Below are 21824 nucleotides of genomic sequence, written 5' to 3'. Positions count from 1 at the left end.
CGCAATGCCCGATCTGCCGGGCAATCCAATCGTGTCGCGCCCGCTCGACCAAGTGATGGTCGGCCTGGAACGCTACCGTAACCTGATGACGAGCGTCGCGAGCTACCCGCAAAATCAGCAGGTCGTCAGTGTTGCTGCAGGCCCGTGATCATGGCGATGATCTCGTTCTTGTCGGTCTTCGTCGTCTCGCGAATGCCGATCTGGCGGCCGCGGCGGAGGACGCAGATGCGGTCCGACAGCTTGAACACCTGGTCGAGGCTGTGGCTGACGATCAGGACGCCGATGTCGCGCTGCTTCAGCGACTGGACGATCTCCTCGACCTTGGCCGTCTCGGCGACGCCGAGCGCCGCCGTCGGCTCGTCGAGCAGGATCAGCTTGCTCGCCCAATGCGTCGCCCTGGCGATCGCCACGCCCTGGCGCTGGCCGCCGGAGAGATCGCGGATGGCGGCGTGGGCGGAAGGGATGCGGACGTCGAGTTCCTTCACCAACTGCTCGGTCTCGGCGATCATCCTGCGGCGGTCGAGCAGGCCAAAGCCGTTCACCGGCTCGCGGCCGAGGAACATGTTCATGTAGACCGTCTGCTGGTCGGCCAGCGCCAGGTCCTGGTAGACCACCTCGATGCCATGGGCGCGCGCCATCGTCGCATTCGCCATGGTCACGGTCTCGTCTTCGATGGTGATCGTGCCCGAGGTCGGCGTGTAGACGCCCGAGATGATCTTGATCAGCGTCGACTTGCCGGCGCCGTTGTCGCCGACCAGTGCGACGATCTCGCCTGGACGCACCTCCAGCGAGAAATTCTCGATCGCCGTGATGCCGCCGAAGGTCTTGCGGATGTCAATGAGCTTGAGAACAGGGGCTGCTTGGATTGCGGTCATCTCACCCTCCTAGACCGGCCAGGCGGCGGTTTCACCGAAGCCGTTCTCGATCGTTTCCACCCTGGGCGCGCCCTTCGAGATGCCGGAGACGCCGACCACATAGGCGCGCGTGACGAAGGCCTGGCCGCGGAAGCCGAAGACGGCCGTGTCGCCCGGCTTCGGCGCGCCGGCGCCGGTCGCGTCGATCATGGCGTAATAGTCGATGGCAGAGGGTGGCGGCACCTCGACGCTGCGCAATGCGCCCGAGGCGATCGTCGGCTCCGAACCGACGATCGCCTTGACGTCGTAGTCGGGGAAGATCGGGTCGATGTAGAAGCCGCCGCCGAAGCAATAGGCCTTGCCGCCCGAAAGGTGCGAGACCTCGGTCAGGTAGAGCACGGCAGGCAGCTCCGGCAGGTCTTCCATGACATGCAGCGCAGTGGTGCCATGCAGGCCGTTGCCAGGCTCGCATTGTGTCGCGCCCGCCTCTGCGAGTGCCGCCAGCATCACGCTCGACGTGGTGCCCGGCGCGTTGACCTCGATGTCCCTGCGCCCTGACTTGGCCAGCGCCTCGGCCGCGTTGGTCAGCGTCGCCAGGTTGTGCGTCGGCACCACCTTGCGGCTGGCATGGTCGAACAGCAGCGCTGGGAAGGTGGTGATGCCGGCAAAGCGCCCGCCGGCCAGCGCGTCGAAGCGGTCGGCGACCGCAGCAACGTCGGCGGCAGCATAGCCACCCTCATGACCGCGGTAAAAGGTGTCGCCCTCGGCGTGAATACGGGCCAGAAGGTCCTGCGTGCGGCCGGCGGCCTGCGCGCCCGAGGCTACTTCTTCGGCCTTGGTGTCATTGAAGACGGTCCAGTAGTCGGGCTTGAAGGTCGCGGCAGCGGCAGCGGCCTCGTGGCGGGCCACCTGCTGCAGATGGCCGAGATGAGCGACCTTGAGCCCCGCCTTATGGGTGGCGCGGGCGCAGGCCATGTCGACGGCGACGGCGCCATCGATGCCGCCGCGCTTGACCGCCCGGCAGAACGAGCTGGAACGGCCAACCTGCTTGGTCATGGCGAAGATCTTGAGGTCGAGGCGGCGCGCCTCGGCGCTGAGAACGCCGGCATTACGCTCGACGGCGTCGAGATCGAGCACATAGGCGTTGGCCGGGATCTTGCCCTTTTGGTGCAGGGCCATCGCCGCTTCGATGAAGGCCGGGTTGCGGCGGCGCAGGACGTCGAGAAACATATGAGCTTCCTTCAGCGGGACTTTTCGCGCAGCGACACGGCCACTGCTGCGAGGATGATGAGACCGCGAACGATCATCTGGTCGGAAACGGAAAGGCCCATCAGGATCAGGCCGTTGTTGAGCATGCCCATCATCAGCGAGCCGACGAGGGCGCCAACGACCGAGCCCTTGCCGCCGTTGAGCAGCGTGCCGCCGACGATGACGGCGGCAATCACCGTCATCAGGTCGGTTTCGCCGAGCGTGTATTTCGCCGCCTGCAGGCGGCCGGCATAGAGCAGGCCGGCGAGACCGGCGAGGCCGCCGCTGACGGCAAGCACGGCCAGGCGGATGCGCGGCACGCTGATGCCCGACACGCTGGCCGCGCGCGCATTGTCGCCGGTCGCAAGCACATGGGCACCGAAGCGCGTCTCGCGGTAGATGATGTGGCCGAAGGCGACAGTGATCGCCGTCCACCAGATCAGCGACGGGATGCCGAGGAACGCGCCCGAGCCAAAGAAGCCGGTGAAGGTGCTGTCGGTGACGGGGATGGAGCGCAAATTGGTCATCGAGCGGGCGACGCCAGCAAACAATCCCATGGTCGCAAGCGTCACGAGGAACGACGGCAGCCGGACATAGGCGACCAGCGTGCCGTTGAGCAAGCCGATCAGCAGACCGGCGCCCAGGCCGGCAAGCACGCCGGCGACCAGCCCGTATTCGTTGATCGTGACCGCTGCCGCCAGTGCGGCCACGGCGACAGTCGAGCCGATGGAAAGGTCGATCTCACCTGCCGACATGACGAAGACCAGGCCGATGGCCATTACGGTGGCGGGTGCCGTCTGCAGCACGATGTTGGAAAGGTTGCGGACCGTCAGGAAGCCGCTGTCCTTGAGCACGATGGCGAAGAACAGGAAGATCGCCAGGAAGCCGAGATAGACGACGTATTGCTGCAGGTTGATGCGGCTGGCCAGGCCGGCTTGCTGGCCCGTGAGGCTGGTGTTGGCTGGGGGCATCTTTCTTCCTCCTTGTGGCAGGGGGCGCCAGCCCCCCGCCCGGATAACTACTTTGCGGCCTCGGCGACGCTCGCCGGCACATCCTTGTTGAGCGACGTCTTCCACCCCTCGGCCACGGTCGCCTTGGTGACGGCGAGCGAGTCGACGACGAGGAACGGCTTCTGGTCGACACCGACCATCGCGCCTGCAGCCGACCGCGCCGCCGTCACGCCGATATTGTATGCCTCGTCGGCAACCAGTGCCGCGATGTTGCCGCCCTTGACCATGTCGAGCGCGGCCGGCTCGTTGAGGTCGAGCGTGACGATCCTGGTGCGGCTGTTGCCGGCATTGCGCAGCGCCGACAGCACGCTCAGCGCCGGCTCGGCCCAGGTCACATAGATGCCGTCGAGATCGGGATGCTGGGTCACCATCGCCTGGGCGATCTCCTCGCTGCGGGCGGGGTCGGCCATGCCGGCCTCGGCGACGATCTTCATCTCCGGATAGTCCTGCTCGATGGTCGCCTTGAAGGCACCGTCGCGCTGGTTGGTGACGTAGAAATCGGCGTCGTGGAAGATGAAACCGAGCTTGCCCTTCTTGCCGAGCGCGTCGGCCATGGCGACGGCGGCCTTGTTGCCCATCTGGAACAGGTCGTCGGAGACAATGGTCACGTAGTCCTTGCCATGGACATAACCCGCCGGCGAATTGTCGACGAAGGCGAGCTTGACGCCGGCGCTGCGTGCCGGGTCGTAGACGACGGCGGCGGTCGCCGGGTCGACCGGCAGCGAGACGATGATCGACGGCTTCTTGGCCATCACCGTCTCGACGTCGGCCTTCTGCCGGGCAGCGTCGAAACCGGCATCGGTCTGGGCGATCACCTCGATGCCCAGGCGCTTGAACTCGTCATGCGCGCCGGAGTTCACCGCGTTGGTGTATTCGCTCATCTCGTGCCAGACCAGGGCTGCGGTGAACTTGCCGCCCCTGATCTTCCGTTCCTGGTCCGGGGTCAGCACGACGCTCTTTGCCGGCGTCGGCTGCTCGCCATTCGGACCCTTGGTGGCGCCGTCGGCGGCAAGTGCCGCGGTCGCCGATAGCATCGCTGCGGAAAGGGCGAGCGCCCTCAATGTCATGCGCATGACTGTTCCTCCCGGGCAGATGATTGCCCCGGCGAGCTCATCGCCGCCGGGGCGACTGGACTACTTGGCTGCGTCGAGCACCGACTTCGGCGCATCGCGGTTCAGCGATTCCTTCCAGCCCTCGGCGACATTGTCCTTGGTCACCGTCAGCGCCGGGGCGACGACGAAGGCCGGCGTCTGCTGGCCGAGCAGCGACTTGAGGCCGGCTGCGGCCATGGCGCGGCCGAGTTCGTAAGCCTTGTCGGCGACGAGCGCGGTCACGTTGCCGCCTTTGACCATGTCGAGCGCCACCGGTTCGGCGAGGTCGAGCGTCACCACCTTGGTCCTGGCGTTGCCGCTGGAACGCAGGGCCGAGAGCACGCCGTCGGCGGGCTCTGCCCAGGTCACGTAGATACCGTCGAGATCGGGGTTCTGCAGCAGCATGGCATTGGCCAGTTCCTCGGCCCGCGCCGGGTCGGAGATGCCCTGCTCGGCGACGATCTTGATGTCGGGGTAGCTCTTTTCGATCGTCGTCTTGAACGCCTGGTCGCGCTGGTTGGTGACGTAGTAGGTGGCGTCATGGAAGATGTAGCCAACCTTGCCCTTGCCGCCGATGGACTTGGCAAGCGCGTCGGCGGCCTGCTTGCCCATCTGGAACAGATCGTCGGTAACGATCGCGGCATAGTCGGTGCCGTGCTTGTAGCCGCTCGGCAGGTTGGACAGGAACACCAGCCTGGTGCCGTCCTTGACTGCCTGGCGGAAGGCTTCGGCCGAGGTCACCGGGTCGAGCGGCAGCGCCAGGATGACATTGGGCCTGGCCGCGAGCGCGGTCTCGATGTCGCTGCGCTGGCGCGCCGCGTCGAAGCCGGCATCGGTGGTCACCGCGACCTCGACGCCGGCGCGGGCGAACTCATCCTTGGCGCCGGCCGAAACCGCATTGGTGAAGTCCGACGAGGTGTGCCACAGCAGCGCCGCCTTGTAGCCCTTGTCCTTCAGGGCGCCGATGTCTGCGTCCGAAAGGGCGACGTCCGCGCTCGGCGTCGCGGTCTCTCCCGAGGGGCCGACTGTCTGCGCGGTGGCAGCACCGGCGGCAAGCATCAGGCTGCCCGCCAGGGCAGCTGCAAGCATCTTCTTGATGATCATGTTTTCCTCCCGATCATGTCTAGCGAAGTAGGCAGTTCACTCGATGACCCCGCAGTAGCGGGCCATGAAGGCAGCGAAAGCGACGACGCCGGCGAGATATTCCTCGACCTCGACGTGCTCCTCGTAGGTGTGGCAGTTGCGGATGTCGCCGGGCGCGCAATAGACGGCCGGAATGCCCAGCCGATTGACGAAGAACGGCGATTCCGACCAGAACGGCGCGCCCTCGATCCGGCCGCGCCCCTGGAGCGCCTGACCGAGTGCCTCGGACAGCAAGGCGACTTCGGGCGCGTTCGCATCGATCTCCGCGGCAGTGCCGCCCAGCGCATGGTCGCGCCCCGCCGGATAGGCGAACTCGACCTTGATCTCGGGATCGCCGATGGCGCCGCGCACGGCCGCCTCGATCTCGGCCGCGGCCGTGTCCAGGGACTCGCCCGGCAGCAGCTTGCGGATCAGGGACAGGGTGCAGTGCTCCGGCACGGCGATGTAGCCGCCGCCGGCCAGGCCCGTAATGAGCAGGAAGCTTCGCCCGACCAGCGGATGCTCGGCGCGGGCCGCGATCTCGTCGGAGTGCTGCCACAGCGCCGTCATCGCCTGATGGCTCGCCTTCAGGGCATCCTTGCCCAGCTCCGGCACGCCGAAATAGGCCGACTTGCCCGTGATCGTGATGTCGGTGATGAAGAAGCCAATCTGCGCCGGATAGACCGCGAGCCGCGTCGGCTCGACATAGACGGTGAAATCCGGGCGCTGGACCTCGCCGCTCTCGATGCGGGCGGCAAAATCCTTGATGCCGGCGGAAACGCCGGTGCCCGGCTGACCGCTCTCCTCGTCGCCGACAAAGGCGTAGGACACGTCGCCGGCAAGACGGATGCCCGCCCTGTCGAGCAAGGCGAGGGCTGCAAGCGACGAGGCGATGCCGGCCTTGAGATCGCCCGAGCCGCGGCCCCAGACGGCGCCGTCCATGACCGGCGCCGCAAACGGATCCTCGCGTTCGGTGCCGGCCCAGTGCTCGCGCCAGCCGTCGACATGCACCGTATCGGTGTGGCCGATGAAGAGGAGCCGCTTGCCGCCGCCTGCGCCCTTGCGCTCGCCCCAGATGTTGGGCCGCCCGGGCAGGAACTCGGAGGTGCGCAGGCCCGAGAGCCCGAGGGACGCCATCTGCAGCTCGAGATAGGTTACGAAGTTGGCCTCGTTGCCGGTGATGCTCTCGCACCCGATGGCGCCGCGGAACAGCGCCAGCGCCGCATCCTCGTCGAGTGCCGCCTCGAGACGCCTGGTCAATTCGTCCGACATTACACAGCCTCCCTCAACGCGCGCATGTCGACCTTCGGCAGCGAGATGCGGCCGTCGGGCGCGTCGACGCCGAAAAGCGCATTGTGCAGTTGCCCGAGCCCGATCGCCGCGGCCCCGATGATCGCCGCGCGCGAGCCCAGCTCGCCCGTCTCGACATTGACCGGGTAGGGAAAGCACTGCGGCAGGAAGACCTTAACGCGCGACAGGATCTCCGGTCGCAGGCCGATCGACCCGCCGAGGATCACCTTCTCCGGGTTGGCGATCGCGGCGATGGCGCCGATGCCACGCGCCAGATGCCTGGCGATCTCGTCAAGGACGGTCAGCGCCGCCTGGTCGCCGCCATTCGCGGCCTCGAAGATCTCCGGCACCGTCAGGCGACGGCCGGCAAGCGCCGCGTAGCGGTCCATGATGCCGTGCGAGGCAACCGCACGCTCGAAGGCCCCGGTGCGCAACGACTCCGCCTCGAACGGATTGGCCCCCAGCGGCAGGAATCCCAGTTCGCCGGCAGCGTTGATGGCGCCACGCACAAGATGGCCGCCGACCATCAGGCCGCCGCCGACACCGGTGCCCAGCGCCACATAGGCGAGATTGTCGATGCCCTGTCCCTGCCCGAGCCAGTTCTCGCCGAGCACGGCCAGATTGACGTCGTTCTCCAGCATCGCGTCGAAGCCGAAGGCATCCGAGAACGCCCCGACCACGTCCATCTTGTCGAAGTCGGCGATGTTGGGGGCAAGCAGCACGCGGCCGGTGGCGCTGTCGGGCGCGCCGGGCACGCCGATCACCGCCAGCTTGATCTTGTCGCGGGCAATGCCTTGTCGCGCCGCCGCCTGGAAGGCCAGCCTGACGATCTGGTCGACGATGAAGCGGCCGCCGCGCGGATCGGTGGGCGCGGTGTCCTCAGCGAAGATCTCGCAGGCGAGATCGGTGATCGCCACGCGGACCTTGGTGCCACCGAGGTCGACGGCGACGATGTAGGCGGCGTCATGGACGAGCTCGTAAGTGACGGCGGTGCGCCCGACATGGCCGCTGGTGCGGCCCGTCTCCTGCACCCAGCCTTCCTGCTCAAGCACGCGGACGATTTCGGAGATGGTCTGCTTGGACAGGCCGGTGAGCTTGGAGATCGATGCACGGGAAATGGGCCCGCCCTGCACGATCGCTTCCATCACGGAGCGCTGCGAGAACTTCCGGGAGATGCGCAGGCTGTCGCTCACATCGGCCTCTTTTAATTCGTTCTGTAACCGAACTTATTAAAGACGCAGCCGGAATGTCAACGGTTTTGTAGGCGGCGAGCCGTCCAAAAGCTCGCTGAATACCCCCAACGTCGTACGACCCTCGAGCATTGCACCATTTCCAGCGCGAACTCGACGAAATTGACAACAATATTGATATTGATTGTATGGCGGATGTCAGAATAATGTATAGCGCTTTAGAGCGCTGCCTTTGCAAGCAGCCTCGGGGAGACACAATGACTTCCCGCCAAAGACCGGCGCGGCCGATCGGTGGAGCGGGAAGCACCCGGCAACAGCCCTGGACCATGGGAGGATCCACCATGCAAGCAGTCAGTACCGGCGCGGCGGCAGTGAAAGCGCCAGCCAAGAAGCAATCGGTAGCACGGGTGGCGGGCGCCAGCCTGGCCGGCACCACCCTCGAATTCTATGATCACTTCATCTATGGATCGGCGGCGGCGCTGGTCTTTCCAAAGCTCTTCTTCCCGCAAACCGATCCGCTGATCGCCACGCTGCTTTCGCTGGCCAGCTACGGCGTGGCCTTCGTGGCGCGGCCGCTGGGCGGCGCCGTGTTCGGCCATTTCGGCGACAAGATCGGCCGCAAATGGGTCCTGATCGTGACGTTGCTGATGATGGGCGTGGCCACCTTCTGCATTGGCCTGCTACCCACCTACGCCAGCGTCGGCGTGCTGGCCCCGTTGTTGCTGGTGCTGCTACGCATCGTGCAGGGACTGGCCTTGGGCGGTGAATGGGGCGGCGCCGCCATCATGGTCAACGAGCTGGATCCCGAAGGCAAGCGGCGCGGCTTCCTTGGCAGTCTGGTCCAGCTTGCAGCACCGATCGGCCTGCTCCTAGCCAACGCGGTGTTCGCCTTGATCACCTGGCTGGTATCGGAAGAGGCCTTCCTGAGTTGGGGCTGGCGCGTGCCCTTCCTGCTGAGCGCCATCCTGGTCGGCGTGGGCATGTATATCCGTGCCAGTGTGCACGAATCCGGCATGTTCGAGAAGCTGGAAGAGACCAGCGGCGAGTCGCGCGCTCCCATCAAGGAAGTGCTGAGCAACTACAAGAAGCAACTGCTGATCGCCTTCGGCGCGCGCCTGGGCGGCGACATCGCCTTCTACGTGTTCACGCTGTTCCTGCTGTACTACGTGCCGACCAAGCTGGGCCTGCCCAGGAGCATCGCGCTGAACGCTGTGCTGATGGGTGCAGTGGCACAGATCCTGTTCATTCCAGTGGCGGGCCTGCTGGCCGACCGCATCGGACGCCGTCCGGTGCTGATGCTTGGCGGTTTCGGCGGCGCGGTTTGGGCCTTCATCTTCTTCTTGATGGTCAACACTTCCAACCCAGCGTTGATCATGCTGAGCTCCTTCGTCGGCATGGTACTGGTGTCGTTCATGTTCTCGCCGCTGGCCTCATTCCTGCCCGAGCTGTTCGCCACCCGGGTCCGGGTGACCGGCGCCTCGTTGGGCTTCCAGTTCGCCGGCGTATTTGGCGGCGCTCTCGCCCCTCTGATCGCAGTCTCGCTGATCGACCGCTTCGGTAGCACCACGCCGGTGGCGATCTACCTGGCGGTGGTCTGCATACTGATTGCACTGTCCGCCATGGCCGCGCGAGAAACCGCCCGCATGAACCTATCCGACGCGGGCTGACGCGGCATCCGCCCTAGCCACATCAGGGAGCGCGGCAGCAGCCGTGCTCCCTGTACATCCAAGACAAGACCAATGCATCCAATCTTGCGAGCACAGCCGAGTGAAACAGTTCGACATCATCATCCGTAACGGCACCATCGTCACTGCCTGCGACACCGTGCAATGCGATATCGCCATCGTCGATGGCCGCATCGCCGGGCTCGGCCATGACCTGGGCAGCGCAGGGCAGGAAATCGACGCCAGCGGCAAGCTGGTTCTCCCCGGCGGCGTGGATGCCCATTGTCATCTGGACCAGCCCGTGCCGGATGGGCTGAAGATGGCCGACGACTTCTACACAGGCTCCATTTCCGCCGCTTGCGGTGGCACCACCACGGTGATCCCCTTCGCCGCACAGGAGAAGGGGCACTCGCTGCGCGCGGCAGTGGAAGACTACCACCGCCGCGCCGAAGGCAAGGCCGTGGTCGACTACGCCTTCCATCTGATCGTCTCAGATCCAACCCGCACCGTGCTCAGCGAAGAGCTACCTGCGCTGATCCGCGAGGGCTATTCGTCGTTCAAGATCTATATGACCTACGACGATCTCAAGCTGGATGACCGCGAGATCCTAGAGGTGCTGTCGGTGGCCCGCCGCGAAGGCGCACTGGTGATGATCCACGCCGAAAACTCCGACTGCATTGCTTGGCTGACCGAGGCGCTCGAGGCCGTCGGCAACACCGGGCCCAAGTTCCACGCGCTGGCGCGGCCGATGGCAATCGAGCGCGAGGCCACCCATCGCGCTATCACCTTCTCGGAACTGGTCGACCTACCCATCCTGATCGTGCATGTGTCAGGGCGCGAAGCAGTGGAGCAGATCCGCTGGGCGCGCGGCCGCGGCATGAAAATCTTCGCCGAGACGTGCCCGCAATACCTCTTTCTCACTGCCTCCGACCTGGATCAGGAAGGCTACCTCGGCGCCAAGTGCGTGTGCAGCCCGCCACCGCGAGACCGCGCCAACCAGGAAGTGATCTGGGACGGCCTGAGCGATGGCCTGTTCACCATCTTCTCGTCCGACCACGCCCCCTTTCGCTACGACGACCCGCGAGGCAAGAAGCCGGGCGGGGAGGAAGTGCCGTTCAGCTACATCCCCAACGGTATCCCGGGGCTGGAGACCCGGCTGCCTTTGCTGTTCTCCGGAGGTGTTGGCACCGGCCGCATCTCGGTCAACCAGTTCGTGGCGCTGACTTCGACCAATCCCGCCAAGCTGTTTGGCCTGCACCCACGCAAGGGCACCATCGCGATCGGCTCGGATGCCGATATGGCTATCTGGGATCCCGAACGCCAAGTTGTGATCCGCAACGAAGACCTGCATCATGCCGTGGACTACACGCCATATGAGGGACAATTGGTGAAAGGCTGGCCGGTGACCACGCTGGTGCGCGGCAAGATTGTGGCCCAAGACGGCAAGGTTCTCGCGCAGGCCGGCCACGGCCGCTTCCTGCCGTGTGCGCTGCCGGAGATGGCCAAACCCCGCTATCGAACCGCAGGAGGCAGCCTGTGAGCAACGCAAGCACCGCCGGAACCACACCGGACATCGTCGCGCTGGACGCCGCCGGCATCGCCGCGCTCGTATGCGCAGGCCGGCTGGACGCCGCGGATGTAGCCATGACCTTTCAGGCTCGCATCGACGAACGAAATCCCGAACTGAACGCCGTCTTCGAGCAACGGCCGGATCTGGTTCAGGCCGACGTGGCCGAATTGCGCGCGCGCCTGGCTCGTGGCGAACGGCCGCTGCTGGCTGGCGTACCGGTCATCGTCAAGGACGTGGTCTGGACCAAAGGCCGGCGCGTGACCCAGGGTTCGCAGCTATACCGCGACTTCGTCGCGCCGGAAGACGCCATCGCCGTAGAGCGCCTGCGCCGGGCAGGTGCCATCATCCTGGGGATGGGCAACACCTCGGAATTTGCATGCAAGGGCCTGACCACCAACAAGGTGTACGGGCTGACCAGGCACCCGGCAGATCCGACGCTGACCGCCGGCGGCTCCTCCGGCGGCTGCGCAGTGGCTGTGGCGGCCGGTATGGCGCCGCTGGCACTTGGCACCGACGGTGGCGGCTCCAGCCGTCGCCCGCCCGCGCATGCCGGCGTGGTCGGGTTCAAGCCATCGTTCGGTGCCATCCCCGACGCGGCAGGCTTCCCTCACGCCTTCCATGGCGTCCAGGTCATGGCGCCGATCACGCGCACCGTAGCCGATGCCGAACTGATGTTCCGTGCCCTGTCCGGTCCTGACCCGCGCGATCCGGCGACACTGGGCTTTGCCATAGGGTCGGATGCACGTCCGCTGCATGCGCTCAGGATCGCGTTCAGCCCGCGACTCGGGCTGAACGTGCCGGTGGACGACGACGTGGCGGCGGCCTTCGATACGGCCGTCTCCCGCCTGCGGGCTGCCGGCCTGTCGGTCGAGCGCGCCGATCCCGTCTGGCCGACAGGCGCCGACGAGGCCGCCCTGATGCCGCTACAGCATGTGGGCCTGGCCAACCTGTACGGTGAAGCCTGGCGCCGCGACCCCGACCTGTTCGACCCGGATATTGCCCGCCAGATTGAGCGGGGGCTGGCCTGGAGCGGAGTGGACGTGGCCCGCGCTCGCGAGGCCAGCCACAGCATCGGCCTCGCCATGGCGGCCTTCTTCACGCGCTACGACCTGCTGCTTTCCGCGACCACGCCCTGCGTCGCGTGGCGCAACGACCGGTTGGGGCCGGAGCAGATCGGTGGGGTGACCGTAGAGCCGCGTGCGCACGCCGTGTTCACACCTTTCTTCAACCATGCGCAGGCGCCCGCCATTTCCGTGCCCTGTGGCATAGGCCGCGACGCCCTGCCGGTAGGCCTGCAGATTGCCGGCCCGCGCGGAGCGGACCTGCGTGTCCTGGCCGCCGCCCGCTTGGCCGAATCCGCCTTCGCCTCCTTGCTCCACCCAGCCGCGTGAGTATGGCCCCATGCCCGCACACCACCCCATGCGAATCCTGGTTCTTAACCCGAATACCAGCGAAGACATCACCGCCCGCCTGATGAGCGTAGCCGAACAAGCGGCCGCACCCGGCACCGAACTGCACGCGCTCACGGCCAGCCGCGGCGTGCCCTACATCGCCACCCGTGCCGAGGCGCAGATTGGCGGCGCGGTTGCCTTGGAAATGCTGGCCGAGCACCATGCCGAGTACGATGCCGCCATCATCGCGGCCTTCGGCGACCCCGGCCTGATGGGTGCGCGTGAACTGTTCGACCTGCCGGTTGTCGGCATGGCTGAAGCCGCCATGCTATCGGCCTGCATGCTGGGCCGACGCTTCGCGATCGTCACCTTCGCGCGCGCACTCGGACCGTGGTACGAGGAATGCGTGGACATGCACGGCCTGCGCGGACGTCTGGCCGGCATCCGCATGCTGAACGGTGCTTTCACCTCGGTATCGGACGTGCAGGAAGAGAAGGAAGCGCTGCTGATCGAACTGGCCAATCGCGCCGTTGAGGAAGACGAAGCCGATGTGGTGATCCTGGCCGGTGCACCGCTTGCGGGCCTGGCCGCGCGTGTACGCCACCGCATCCCGGTGCCGGTGGTGGATCAGATGGCCGCCGCCCTCAAGCAGGCCGAAGCCCTGGTCGCCCTGCATCCGCGCAAGGCCACCGCAGGTACCTTCCGCCGCCCTGATGCCAAGTCCACCATTGGCCTGCCGACCGCGCTGGCGGCGCGCATCGAGCATCGTAGAACATGATGAGATAGGGACGGTCTGCCTAACAAGCACTGCGGCGATCGACTAAGCGAGCATCCTTGATGCCCAAAGCGAGGAATGCGCTATGAGCCAAATTCTGATGTGGCGTCTCCACAATGACAGAGGCTGTCCGTAGCAAGCAGTTGCCTCTTCATTTCGCGGAATGGGCTCGCAAGCCGAGTGGAAGCCCTCATAACTCCGCAAACACCGCCTCAAGGTCCACCTCTTCCTCAACCGGTGATTCCAGGTTGAGGGTGCTTTCCACGTGGCCGAGATGCTCTACCATCAGCTTCGCGGCGCGCGCGCCGTCTCCCGCCTCTAGCGCATCGATGATGTCGTCGTGTTCGTGATGCGGGCAGGACGGCAACCCGGGCGCATCGTAGAGCGCGATCACCAGGCAGGTCAGCGAGCAGAGCTCGCGCATGTACCTTCCCAGGTATTGGTTGCCGAAAATCTCGGCCAGCTTGCAATGAAACTCGCCTGAAAGGCGAATGATGGCGCGACGGTCGTTGGCCTTGCGCGCCTGAGCTTCTTGGCGCGCGATGGCGCGCAGCGTGCGCAGGCCCTCCCGCGTTATGCTGGCGGCCAGGTCATGTACCAGCGCGGGTTCCAGGAGCCGCCTCGAATTCAGCACCTGCCTTGCCTCCGCAACGCTTGGGCTCGAAACGAAAGTGCCCCGGTTGGGGAGCACCGTTAGCACGCCTTCGTGCGCCAGCTTGGCAAAGCCGAGCCGCACCTTGGTACGGCTGACACCGAACACACCGGCCAGCCTTTCCTCGACCAGCTTGGTCCCAGGCGGCAGCCGGTGCTCCCAGATCGCCGCCAGGATGCGCTCGGCGATTTCTTCGATGGAGGCTCCTTGAGCAAGATCACCAGTGGGAGGGACGGCGGCAATGGCGCCGTTGGCATTGGGTGCTGCGGTGGCTCTTGGCATGACGAGACTCGGTTAGGTGAATATCTGAATGGAAGGCCATCCGGTCAGGCAGCTCTGGAAACAAGGCAACCGCACCCACCGGACATGGCGACACACATCAAGTGTATAACACACCGGGGCTTACTGGTGGAAAGTCGGCGATAAGCTTTCGGCCACTGGTCGACCTCCACCCTTAAGGGAAGGACACGCCACCGGCGCCAATTCGGCTGCCCACAGCGCAGATTACGGACCTTTGTCTGGCCGGCTAGTGATCGACCGGCTGACGGCCGCCACTTCCGCATCCTGTGCGTTGTCGACGACTTCAGCCGAGAATGCCTGGCGACCGTGACCGACAACTCGATCACGGCGAGCGCGTGGCGCAGGGTATAGCCCTTCTCTCCCTGGCCCAGCTCACGGCATTTCTCTTCGAGCCGGGCCTCAGAAGTCCGCTTGCCGCGAGCATGCGGAGGCCCCCGTGCATGTCGATCAGGTGTCGAAAGCCAAGAGTCCGGCTGAAACTATCCTGCCCGCCAAACGACTCGGCAGCAAAGGCTGTCAAATGATCGACCCGATCCGCGCGTCCCTCTCCGGAGAGGGAATGCCCAGCGCAGCAGCGCCCGTTCGGCAACGATCAACCACCGTCGGAAGGTAGAGAGTTAACTGCAATCTTCTTCGACCTTTGACGCAGGAACCGTGTTGCCAGCCAGGGCGCAACGGCTATCACGACAGCCATGATCCACAGCGCAATCGATATCCTGCTCTGGAACAGGATGCCGAGGTCGCCGCCACTGATCGCCAGCGCGTTGCGCAGGTTCACCTCCATTACGTGTCCGAGCACGAAGCCGAGGATCACCGGGGCGAGGTCGAAGCCGAGCTTCCGAAAGAGCCAGCCACCGACCCCGATGACGAGCATGAGTAGTATGGAATCCGTACTTGCGTGGGTCGAATAGACGCCAACCACGGAAAGCACCAGAATGCCAGGAACAAGGATCCAGTTCGGCAGCGTCAACAGGCGCGAGAATATCCCCACCAGCGGCAGGTTTAGGATAAGCAGCAGCACGTTGCCGATATATAGCGACGCGATGAGGCCGCCGACCAGTTCAGGCCGTTCGGCGAACAGCTGCGGACCTGGCTGGATGTTGTAGAGCATCAACGCGCCGAGCATGACTGCGGTCGTGCCACTTCCCGGGACGCCCAAAGTCAACATAGGCGCGAAAGCGCCGGCCGCGCAGGCATTGTTTGCGGCTTCGGGCGACGCAAGGCCACGTATGTCGCCCTTGCCGAAGGTGCCCTCAGTGTCGGAGATGCGCTTCTCCAACGTGTACGAGACGGCGCTGGCGACCGACGCGCCGGTGCCAGGCAAGACGCCTACGATGAAGCCGACTATCGAACCGCGCAGTGTTGCTCCTGTCGTGAAAACGATATCCTTCATCCGGACGAAGTTGCGGCCAATCTTGGTCATCACCGACCCGGAATGGTGTTCCTCCAGCATCAGCAAGGCCTCCGATACCGAGAACAGGCCAATGACCAGGATGACGAAATCAATGCCGTCATTGAGTTCGCCCAACCCGAAGCTGAAGCGATAAGCGCCGGATGTCGGATCGAGCCCGACCGTCGCCAGCATCAGGCCCAGCGTGCAGCCGATCAGGGTCTTGACCGGCTGGTCGCCGACCATCGAGCCAAGTGTGGCGAAGGCGAAAACCATCAGCACGAAATACTCGGCGGGGCCGAAGCCGACAGCCAGCGACGCCAGCCAGGGCGCGAAGAAGGTCAAGCCGAGTACGCCGATGATACCTCCCACGAATGACGAGATGCCGCTGATCATCAGCGCTTCGCCCGCCCGCCCCTGACGGGCCAGCGGGTTGCCGTCGAGCGCAGTCATCACCGCGCCTGCGTCACCCGGAACGTTGAGCAGGATCGACGAGATGCGGCCGCCATACTCGGAACCGCTATAGATGCTGGCGAGCAGGATCATCGTGCTTTCGGCCGGCAATCCGAGCGTATAGGCGATCGGCAGCAGGAGCGCGATGCCATTGATCGGCCCAATCGCCGGCAAGGCGCCGATGATAGTGCCGAGGAAACAGCCGATGAGACCGATCAGCAGGTTCTGCCAGGTGAGAGCGACCGCAAAACCGGTCCAAAGGTACTGAAGGTCCATCGGATCAGCTCCACAGATTTTTGAGCAGGTCGCCAACCGGCAGGTAGACGTCGAGCAGATAGTCGAAAACGAAGTACCAGAGCGCAGCTTGAACCCCGCTGCCCACGAGCGCAGCCTTCCAGGAAGCCCCGAACAATCGGCCGATACCCAGGCAAAGCAGGAACATCGCGGCGGCGAAGCCTAAGGATTCGAGAACCAAGGCCGATGCAACCAATACCCCGATCATTACGACAGACTGCGCAAGCAAGTTGCCACGCGGCCAATTGGGCGCGTCACCGGGTCGGGCAAGATAGATCATCGAGAATACGGCCAGCGCGATTGCCAGCATGACCGGAAAGACCCGCGGACCTAGCGGGTCGGACGAAAACGCATACTGGATGCGGCTGCCGGCCACACCGTAAACGATGCTCGAGGCAAGCAGACACATCGCGGCACGGCGGCCGCCGGAAAGATAGGGCATCATTGTCGCTCTCAGAAACAGTTGCGCAGCGCCGCGGGAGTACGGCGCTGCACAATGGGAATCGTCAGAGGCCGGCTTCTTCAGCCAGCGACTTGAAGCGCTCGACGTCTCCCTTGACCTGCGCGTCAAACTCGGCGCCGATCTTGGTGTACGGATAAAGTCCGCGGGCCCTGAGCTCGGCCTGGTATTCCGGCGTTGCGACGAGCTTGGTCAACGCGTCGGTCCAGCTGGCATAGTCGGCGTCCGAAACGGCCGGCCCCATGTAGTACCCACGCCAGATGATCCATTCCATGTCGAAGCCCTGCTCGCGCGCGGTCGCGATATCTTCAAGGCCCGGCAGACGCTCCGGTGCAAGGACAGCCAGAATGCGAACCTTGCCGGCGGCATGGTGCTTGCTCATTTCGGAAGCATCGCCGGCGCCGATCTTGACGTGGCCGCCTTCCAGAACGGTCAGCACCGCGCCACCACCCTCAAGCGCGACATAGCGCATCGCTTTGGGGTCTTGTCCGGCGCTCTTGGCGACGATTGCGGACTTCATCCAGTCCTGGCTGCCGACCGCGCCGCCGCCACCGATGGCGAAGTCACCGGGAGCCGCCTTGTAAGCCTCCACCAACTGTTTCAACGTCTTGTACGGCGAGTCGGCGGCAACAACGATCACGCCATAGTCGGCGGCAATGGCGCCGAGCCACTTGACCGCGGATGCATCATGGCTTCCAAATTTGCCCTGGGCCAGCAGTAGCGCCGATCCGGTCGAAGCCGCTACGATCAATTCGGGATCGTTGGGACGTTTGCCGACGACATGGTTGTAGGCCGTCGCGCCGACGCCGCCTTCCATATAGTTCACCGCCATGGGTACGCTGACGAGTTTGGCGGCGAGCAGTGCGTTGGCTGCCAGCCGGCAGGTGATGTCGAAACCGCCGCCGGGCTTTGCGCCGGCAAGACACTCCGTCTTGTCAGGAAGCGCGGCTGCAGGGCTGGCGATTGCAATAGCGAGCGCGGCGCTCATGGCGAGCGGCGTCAGAAAACGAAGCATGATTGATCCTCCCTGGATGCGATCTAGCCGCCGGATTCCGGCGGAAGCGGAAGCCAAAAAGGCGCGCGAAATTCCTGAGCCAGATGCGCGTGCATCCCTCCTCCCCCAAGACTCCCGCGCCGTTGAACAACGCTTGACTCTCACCCTATAGATGCATCCTGTCATTGAACTGTCTTGGGTTGACAGGTGGAGGAATGGCGTCCGCAATGCGTATTCTGCTGGTGGAGGACACCAAGGATGTTGGAGAGGCAATCGTCGAACGGCTGACCCGGATCGGCCACGCGGTCGACTGGGAACTCGACGGCGACAGCGCATTGGCCGTGATCGAAGAGCAATCGGGCTATGACCTGGCGATCCTTGACGTGATGTTGCCGGGCTTCGACGGATTCACCTTGTTGAAACGGATGCGGACACGCGGTCTGACCACGCCGGTATTGGTCTTGACCGCACGCTCCCGTGTCGAAGACAGGGTCGATGCACTGGACATAGGTGCGGACGATTACCTCGTGAAGCCATTCGACTTCCGCGAACTGGAGGCACGCGTTCGCGCTCTCATGCGGCGCGGAGCCGGTGACGCAACCAACGTGCTGCGCTGCGGCGACATCAGCATCGACCGTTTGAGTCGTATGGTGCGCGTTGGTGATCGCGAGGTTCACCTGAAGCGTCGCGAACTTACGTTGCTCGAAATACTGTCGTCGCGGCCCGGGCGCGTATTCAGCAAGGAAGAGTTGCTCGACAAGATATTTGGCTACGACGAAGCCCCGGCGCCCAATGCAGTCGAGCTCTATGTCGGCCGGCTACGACAGAAGATCGAAGGTGCGAAGGCCCGCATCGTAACCGTGCGCGGCTTCGGCTACCAGATTGTCACCGATGGCGAGGCCTGAACCGTCCCTCTTTCTTCGGCTAATCATGTTCATGTCGGCTGTGCTGGCATTCGGCGCAGCGGTGCTGATGTCGGTAGCTTGGTATTCCGCCAGGGGTGCCGCCGACGAAGCCTATGATCGCCTGCTGCTGGGTGCGGCGTTCCAGATCGCCGATGCGATCACGATCCAGGATGGCCGCGCCGAGATCGAGCTCCCTGTGTCGGCGTTTGAGCTACTCGAGCTTTCCGAGCGCGACCGCATTTTCTATCGCGTGCTGGATCCTGCCGGCAACACGCTGACGGGATACGACGACCTCTCCGATCCGGGGAGTGCAACGGGCCCAGCCAACGAAACCGTCACCAACGGGTCCTACCGAGACGCCACCGTTCGGGTCGCGCGGGTCGCCCGCACCTTCGACGATCCGCAATTATCGGGTGAAGCCGTTGTCATTGTGGCCCAGACAGTGGGAGCGCGGTCAGCACTGGCGCGCGATTTGACCTTGCGCTCGCTATTCCTGGTCGCGGTGATGGGCATCATAGCCATTGGGGGTATGATATTCGCGGTGCGTCGGGCGCTCGCGCCCATAGGCCGGCTGGAGGCTGCCATCCGTCTGCGTGATCCACTCGACCTCACCCAGATCAACACGCCGGCGCCGCGGGAACTCGCGCCTTTCGTTGCTGAAATCAACAGTTTCGTGGAGCGTTTGAACGGTCGCATTGCGTTCATGCAACAGTTCATCGCCGATGCGGCCCATCAGTTGCGCACTCCAATAGCCGCGCTGGACGGGCAGGTTGAGATGCTATCGAATCTGTACGTGGGTCCTGAGGGCCGGCAGCGGCTGGATCGTATCAAGGAGCGAACCGGGCAACTCGCAAGGCTCGCCAACCAATTGTTGAGCCATGCCATGGTTGCGCATCGCGAAAAGGCGATGACCGCGACCGAGTTCGACCTTATCGAGGTAACGCGGCGAGCTCTCGACGAAGCCGTCCCCGATACCGCGCGAGACCTCATGGTATCACTCTATACGTCACAGGAAGAACTCATCATCATCGGTGATCCCGTCAATGCCGGTGAGGCGATCAAGAACGTGATCGACAACGCGGTTCGCCACGGCGCGTCGACTGAAATTCGCGTCCGCGTCTCCGACGAGAACGACAGGGCAGTCGTAGAGGTCGAGGATGATGGCTCCGGAATCCCGCAACAGTACTGGCAATTGGCTCCGCAGCGTTTCGGCCTTCCGTCCGCCGATACCAGTGGCACGGGGCTGGGCCTTTCAATTGCCTCCGAGGTAGTCGCCGCTCACGGCGGAAACATCGGCTTCAGGCGCAACGATTTCGGTTTTGTGGTTTCACTTTCATTTGGTCACGCGCCGCGGGAGACGCCTTTATGTATGAGCAGGTCTGTTGCATGGCCATTCGCGGGGATCGTTTGCTTCGTGGCGGGGGTCTTTGGGGCGCAAGCACAGACGACGACGCTGTTTCCCGTCGAAGGCGAGACCGAACTGATTTCGATCCATGCAGCCACAGACCTTTATGCTCTGAGGCCGCTCATCCTTGATTACCAGAAACTGTCGCCCGGCACGACGATAGAGGTTGTCGAGTACGTCACCAATGACCTGTTTTCCGCCGCGCAGAAGGCGTGCAAAGAACAGCGTCCATTGGGCGATCTCGTTCTATCATCGGCCGTCGATCAACTGGTCAAGCTTGCCAATGATGGGTGCGCGCAGCGGGCGTCCGGCCAGTACCTGCAATCGCTGCCCCGTTGGGCAAACTGGCGCGACGAGGTTTTTGGGTTTACCTACGAACCCATCGTTATCGCCTACAATCGAGACCTGGTGCCTGCGGGGGATGTACCGCGTGATCATCTCGAACTGGCCGATCTCTTGCGCCGCAAGCCGGAGATCTACGCCGGCAAGATAGGGACTTACGATATTCGCCAATCCGGTATCGGCTATCTGCTCGCGTTTAACGACGCGCGCCAGACGACGACAACCTACGGACGCGTACTGGAGAGTCTTGGCCGCGCCAACGTAGTCCTTCGTTGTTGCACGTCGGAAATCCTGGAGGAGGTCGGGAAAGGTCGGCTTCTGCTCGGATACAATATGCTTGCGTCCTACGCCTATGAGCGCGTCCGCGAAGGATACAAGCTGGGCATTGTCATGCCCGCCGACTACACGCTCGTGCTCTCTCGCGGCGCAATCGTGCCGCGGATCGCAAAGCACTCCGAGGCCGCCGTTCGCTTCCTCGACTATCTGTTATCGCCGCGCGGGCAACAGATTGCGCTGGACGAGTCCTTTTTTTTCGGCGCGGCCGGTCAGGTTCCACCGGGCGTGGAAGGGCCTGATATAGCCACGTCTGGCATCGCACGACCGATCGCGATTGGCCCCACGCTACTCGCCGTTCAGGACGACGCACGACGGAAACGCTTCCTTGAGGACTGGGCGAAATCGGTCGTACAATTCGGCGGTTCCGAGGCGCCGAGATAGGCTGCAATCCTTTGCTGCCCCCAGAACGAAACGCTGCTCGACATGTCGGCTGCGGGCTTCGGCGATTGGGCCGGCTTTTTCGAGCCGCAGCTCGAGGCTGGCAAAACACTGGCCGGCAAGCGGCATAGCTTCTCGTCAGCACGATAGCAGGCTCGTTGGCAGACCCGTAACGGGCACGGTCTTCGTCGGGTCTTGCGACAAGAGACGCAATCACGCACCGCAACTTGCTGGCCGGGCTACGCACCCAGGGCGCGGCTGGAAGTGCGATTTCCGACATTGCGAACTTGGAAGCATCATCGAGGCCATCAGGGCCTGAATGTTTCACGACAGCATGAGGGCCGCAATGGATGCGCTCGAGGCGCGCAAGACCACGCTCACGAACCAGCTTGCCGCCGCCGCCCAGGACAAGCCGGAGCTTTTGCCAAGCATATCGTCAGTTTACGCCCGGAAGGTCCCCAGCTAATCGAGAAGATCGTGCTGACGCCGGGCGCCCAGCGCGGCGAGATCGAGGCGACGCTTCCATGGCGAGCTGGGCACGATCCTGAACTGGGCTGATCGGCAGGTGGTTGTCGGTGCGAACAAAAACACTCCCGGCGGGGTTCGCGCGGGAGCGTTTGTATTTTGGTTGCGGGGGTTGGATTTGAACCAACGACCTTCAGGTTATGAGCCTGACGAGCTACCGGGCTGCTCCACCCCGCGTTGAACTT

The 21824-nt window shown here is 64.3% G+C and carries 17 protein-coding genes and 1 tRNA gene; 6 read left to right on the top strand and 12 right to left on the bottom strand.

What is annotated here, in order from left to right:
- Window positions 1-125: 125 nt before the first annotated feature.
- From J2X50_RS23195 to J2X50_RS23165, 7 genes are read right to left on the bottom strand one after another with little or no spacing between them, the layout of a single operon-like run.
- Window positions 126-875, bottom strand: coding sequence for an ATP-binding cassette domain-containing protein (locus J2X50_RS23195; RefSeq protein WP_429098394.1), 750 nt, complete (start codon window positions 873-875; stop codon window positions 126-128).
- A gap of 9 nt (window positions 876-884) precedes the next feature.
- Window positions 885-2084, bottom strand: coding sequence for an alanine racemase (locus tag J2X50_RS23190; protein WP_429098393.1), 1200 nt, complete (start codon window positions 2082-2084; stop codon window positions 885-887).
- A gap of 11 nt (window positions 2085-2095) precedes the next feature.
- On the bottom strand, window positions 2096-3073 hold the full coding sequence (locus J2X50_RS23185) for an ABC transporter permease (RefSeq protein ID WP_429098391.1): 978 nt from the start codon (window positions 3071-3073) through the stop codon (window positions 2096-2098).
- A 47-nt stretch (window positions 3074-3120) separates the two neighbouring features.
- Window positions 3121-4185, bottom strand: coding sequence for a substrate-binding domain-containing protein (locus J2X50_RS23180; protein WP_429098389.1), 1065 nt, complete (start codon window positions 4183-4185; stop codon window positions 3121-3123).
- A gap of 60 nt (window positions 4186-4245) precedes the next feature.
- On the bottom strand, window positions 4246-5307 hold the full coding sequence (locus J2X50_RS23175; RefSeq protein ID WP_429098387.1) for a substrate-binding domain-containing protein: 1062 nt from the start codon (window positions 5305-5307) through the stop codon (window positions 4246-4248).
- 36 nt (window positions 5308-5343) lie between these two features.
- Entirely contained in the window at window positions 5344-6597 is a 1254-nt protein-coding gene (locus J2X50_RS23170) for a M20 family metallopeptidase (protein ID WP_429098385.1), read from the bottom strand.
- Complete coding sequence (locus tag J2X50_RS23165; RefSeq protein WP_429098384.1) at window positions 6597-7808, bottom strand: ROK family transcriptional regulator; 1212 nt, start codon at window positions 7806-7808, stop codon at window positions 6597-6599. Before J2X50_RS23165 ends, J2X50_RS23170 begins: the two co-directional genes overlap by 1 nt.
- A gap of 338 nt (window positions 7809-8146) precedes the next feature.
- Here J2X50_RS23165 and J2X50_RS23160 point away from each other — a divergent pair, with 338 nt between their 5' ends.
- The 4 genes from J2X50_RS23160 to J2X50_RS23145 all read left to right on the top strand — a co-directional run bounded on the left by J2X50_RS23160 (window position 8147) and on the right by J2X50_RS23145 (window position 13208).
- Window positions 8147-9472 (top strand): MFS transporter, encoded by a 1326-nt coding sequence (locus tag J2X50_RS23160; RefSeq protein ID WP_429098383.1) that lies wholly within the window; start codon window positions 8147-8149, stop codon window positions 9470-9472.
- A gap of 100 nt (window positions 9473-9572) precedes the next feature.
- Window positions 9573-11009, top strand: coding sequence for a dihydropyrimidinase (hydA, locus tag J2X50_RS23155; protein WP_429098381.1), 1437 nt, complete (start codon window positions 9573-9575; stop codon window positions 11007-11009).
- Window positions 11006-12430, top strand: a complete 1425-nt coding sequence (locus tag J2X50_RS23150) for an amidase (RefSeq protein WP_429098379.1) — start codon at window positions 11006-11008, stop codon at window positions 12428-12430. Before hydA ends, J2X50_RS23150 begins: the two co-directional genes overlap by 4 nt.
- Window positions 12431-12458: 28 nt before the next feature.
- Window positions 12459-13208 carry an aspartate/glutamate racemase family protein gene (locus J2X50_RS23145; RefSeq protein ID WP_429098408.1) on the top strand — a complete coding sequence of 250 codons (750 nt, stop codon included), beginning with the start codon at window positions 12459-12461 and terminating at the stop codon, window positions 13206-13208.
- 187 nt (window positions 13209-13395) lie between these two features.
- On the opposite strand, the gene J2X50_RS23140 is transcribed toward J2X50_RS23145, so the two are convergent.
- The 4 genes from J2X50_RS23140 to J2X50_RS23125 form a co-directional block, all read right to left on the bottom strand.
- Window positions 13396-14139 (bottom strand): GntR family transcriptional regulator, encoded by a 744-nt coding sequence (locus J2X50_RS23140; protein WP_429098377.1) that lies wholly within the window; start codon window positions 14137-14139, stop codon window positions 13396-13398.
- 610 nt (window positions 14140-14749) lie between these two features.
- The gene (locus J2X50_RS23135) at window positions 14750-16276 is read right to left on the bottom strand and encodes a tripartite tricarboxylate transporter permease (RefSeq protein WP_429098375.1); all 1527 of its coding nucleotides are present in this window, start codon (window positions 16274-16276) and stop codon (window positions 14750-14752) included.
- A gap of 4 nt (window positions 16277-16280) precedes the next feature.
- The gene (locus J2X50_RS23130) at window positions 16281-16739 is read right to left on the bottom strand and encodes a tripartite tricarboxylate transporter TctB family protein (protein ID WP_429098373.1); all 459 of its coding nucleotides are present in this window, start codon (window positions 16737-16739) and stop codon (window positions 16281-16283) included.
- Window positions 16740-16800: 61 nt separating this feature from the next.
- The gene (locus J2X50_RS23125) at window positions 16801-17769 is read right to left on the bottom strand and encodes a Bug family tripartite tricarboxylate transporter substrate binding protein (RefSeq protein ID WP_429098372.1); all 969 of its coding nucleotides are present in this window, start codon (window positions 17767-17769) and stop codon (window positions 16801-16803) included.
- Window positions 17770-17975: 206 nt separating this feature from the next.
- Between J2X50_RS23125 and J2X50_RS23120 the strand changes: the two genes are divergently transcribed.
- A complete protein-coding gene (locus J2X50_RS23120; RefSeq protein WP_429098371.1) occupies window positions 17976-18653 on the top strand; it encodes a response regulator transcription factor in 678 nt (225 codons plus the stop codon).
- 25 nt (window positions 18654-18678) lie between these two features.
- Window positions 18679-21117: a sensor histidine kinase gene (locus tag J2X50_RS23115; protein ID WP_429098369.1), complete on the top strand. Its 2439-nt coding sequence runs from the start codon at window positions 18679-18681 to the stop codon at window positions 21115-21117.
- 622 nt (window positions 21118-21739) lie between these two features.
- Here J2X50_RS23115 and J2X50_RS23110 read toward each other — a convergent pair.
- Window positions 21740-21816: transfer RNA gene (locus J2X50_RS23110), tRNA-Met, on the bottom strand.
- Window positions 21817-21824 lie beyond the last annotated feature (8 nt).

It is taken from the genome of Aminobacter sp. BE322 (assembly GCF_050433525.1).
Lineage (GTDB): Bacteria > Pseudomonadota > Alphaproteobacteria > Rhizobiales > Rhizobiaceae > Aminobacter.
Note: the sequence above shows the minus strand (reverse complement) of the source record. Positions and strands in the feature narration are given on the sequence as shown.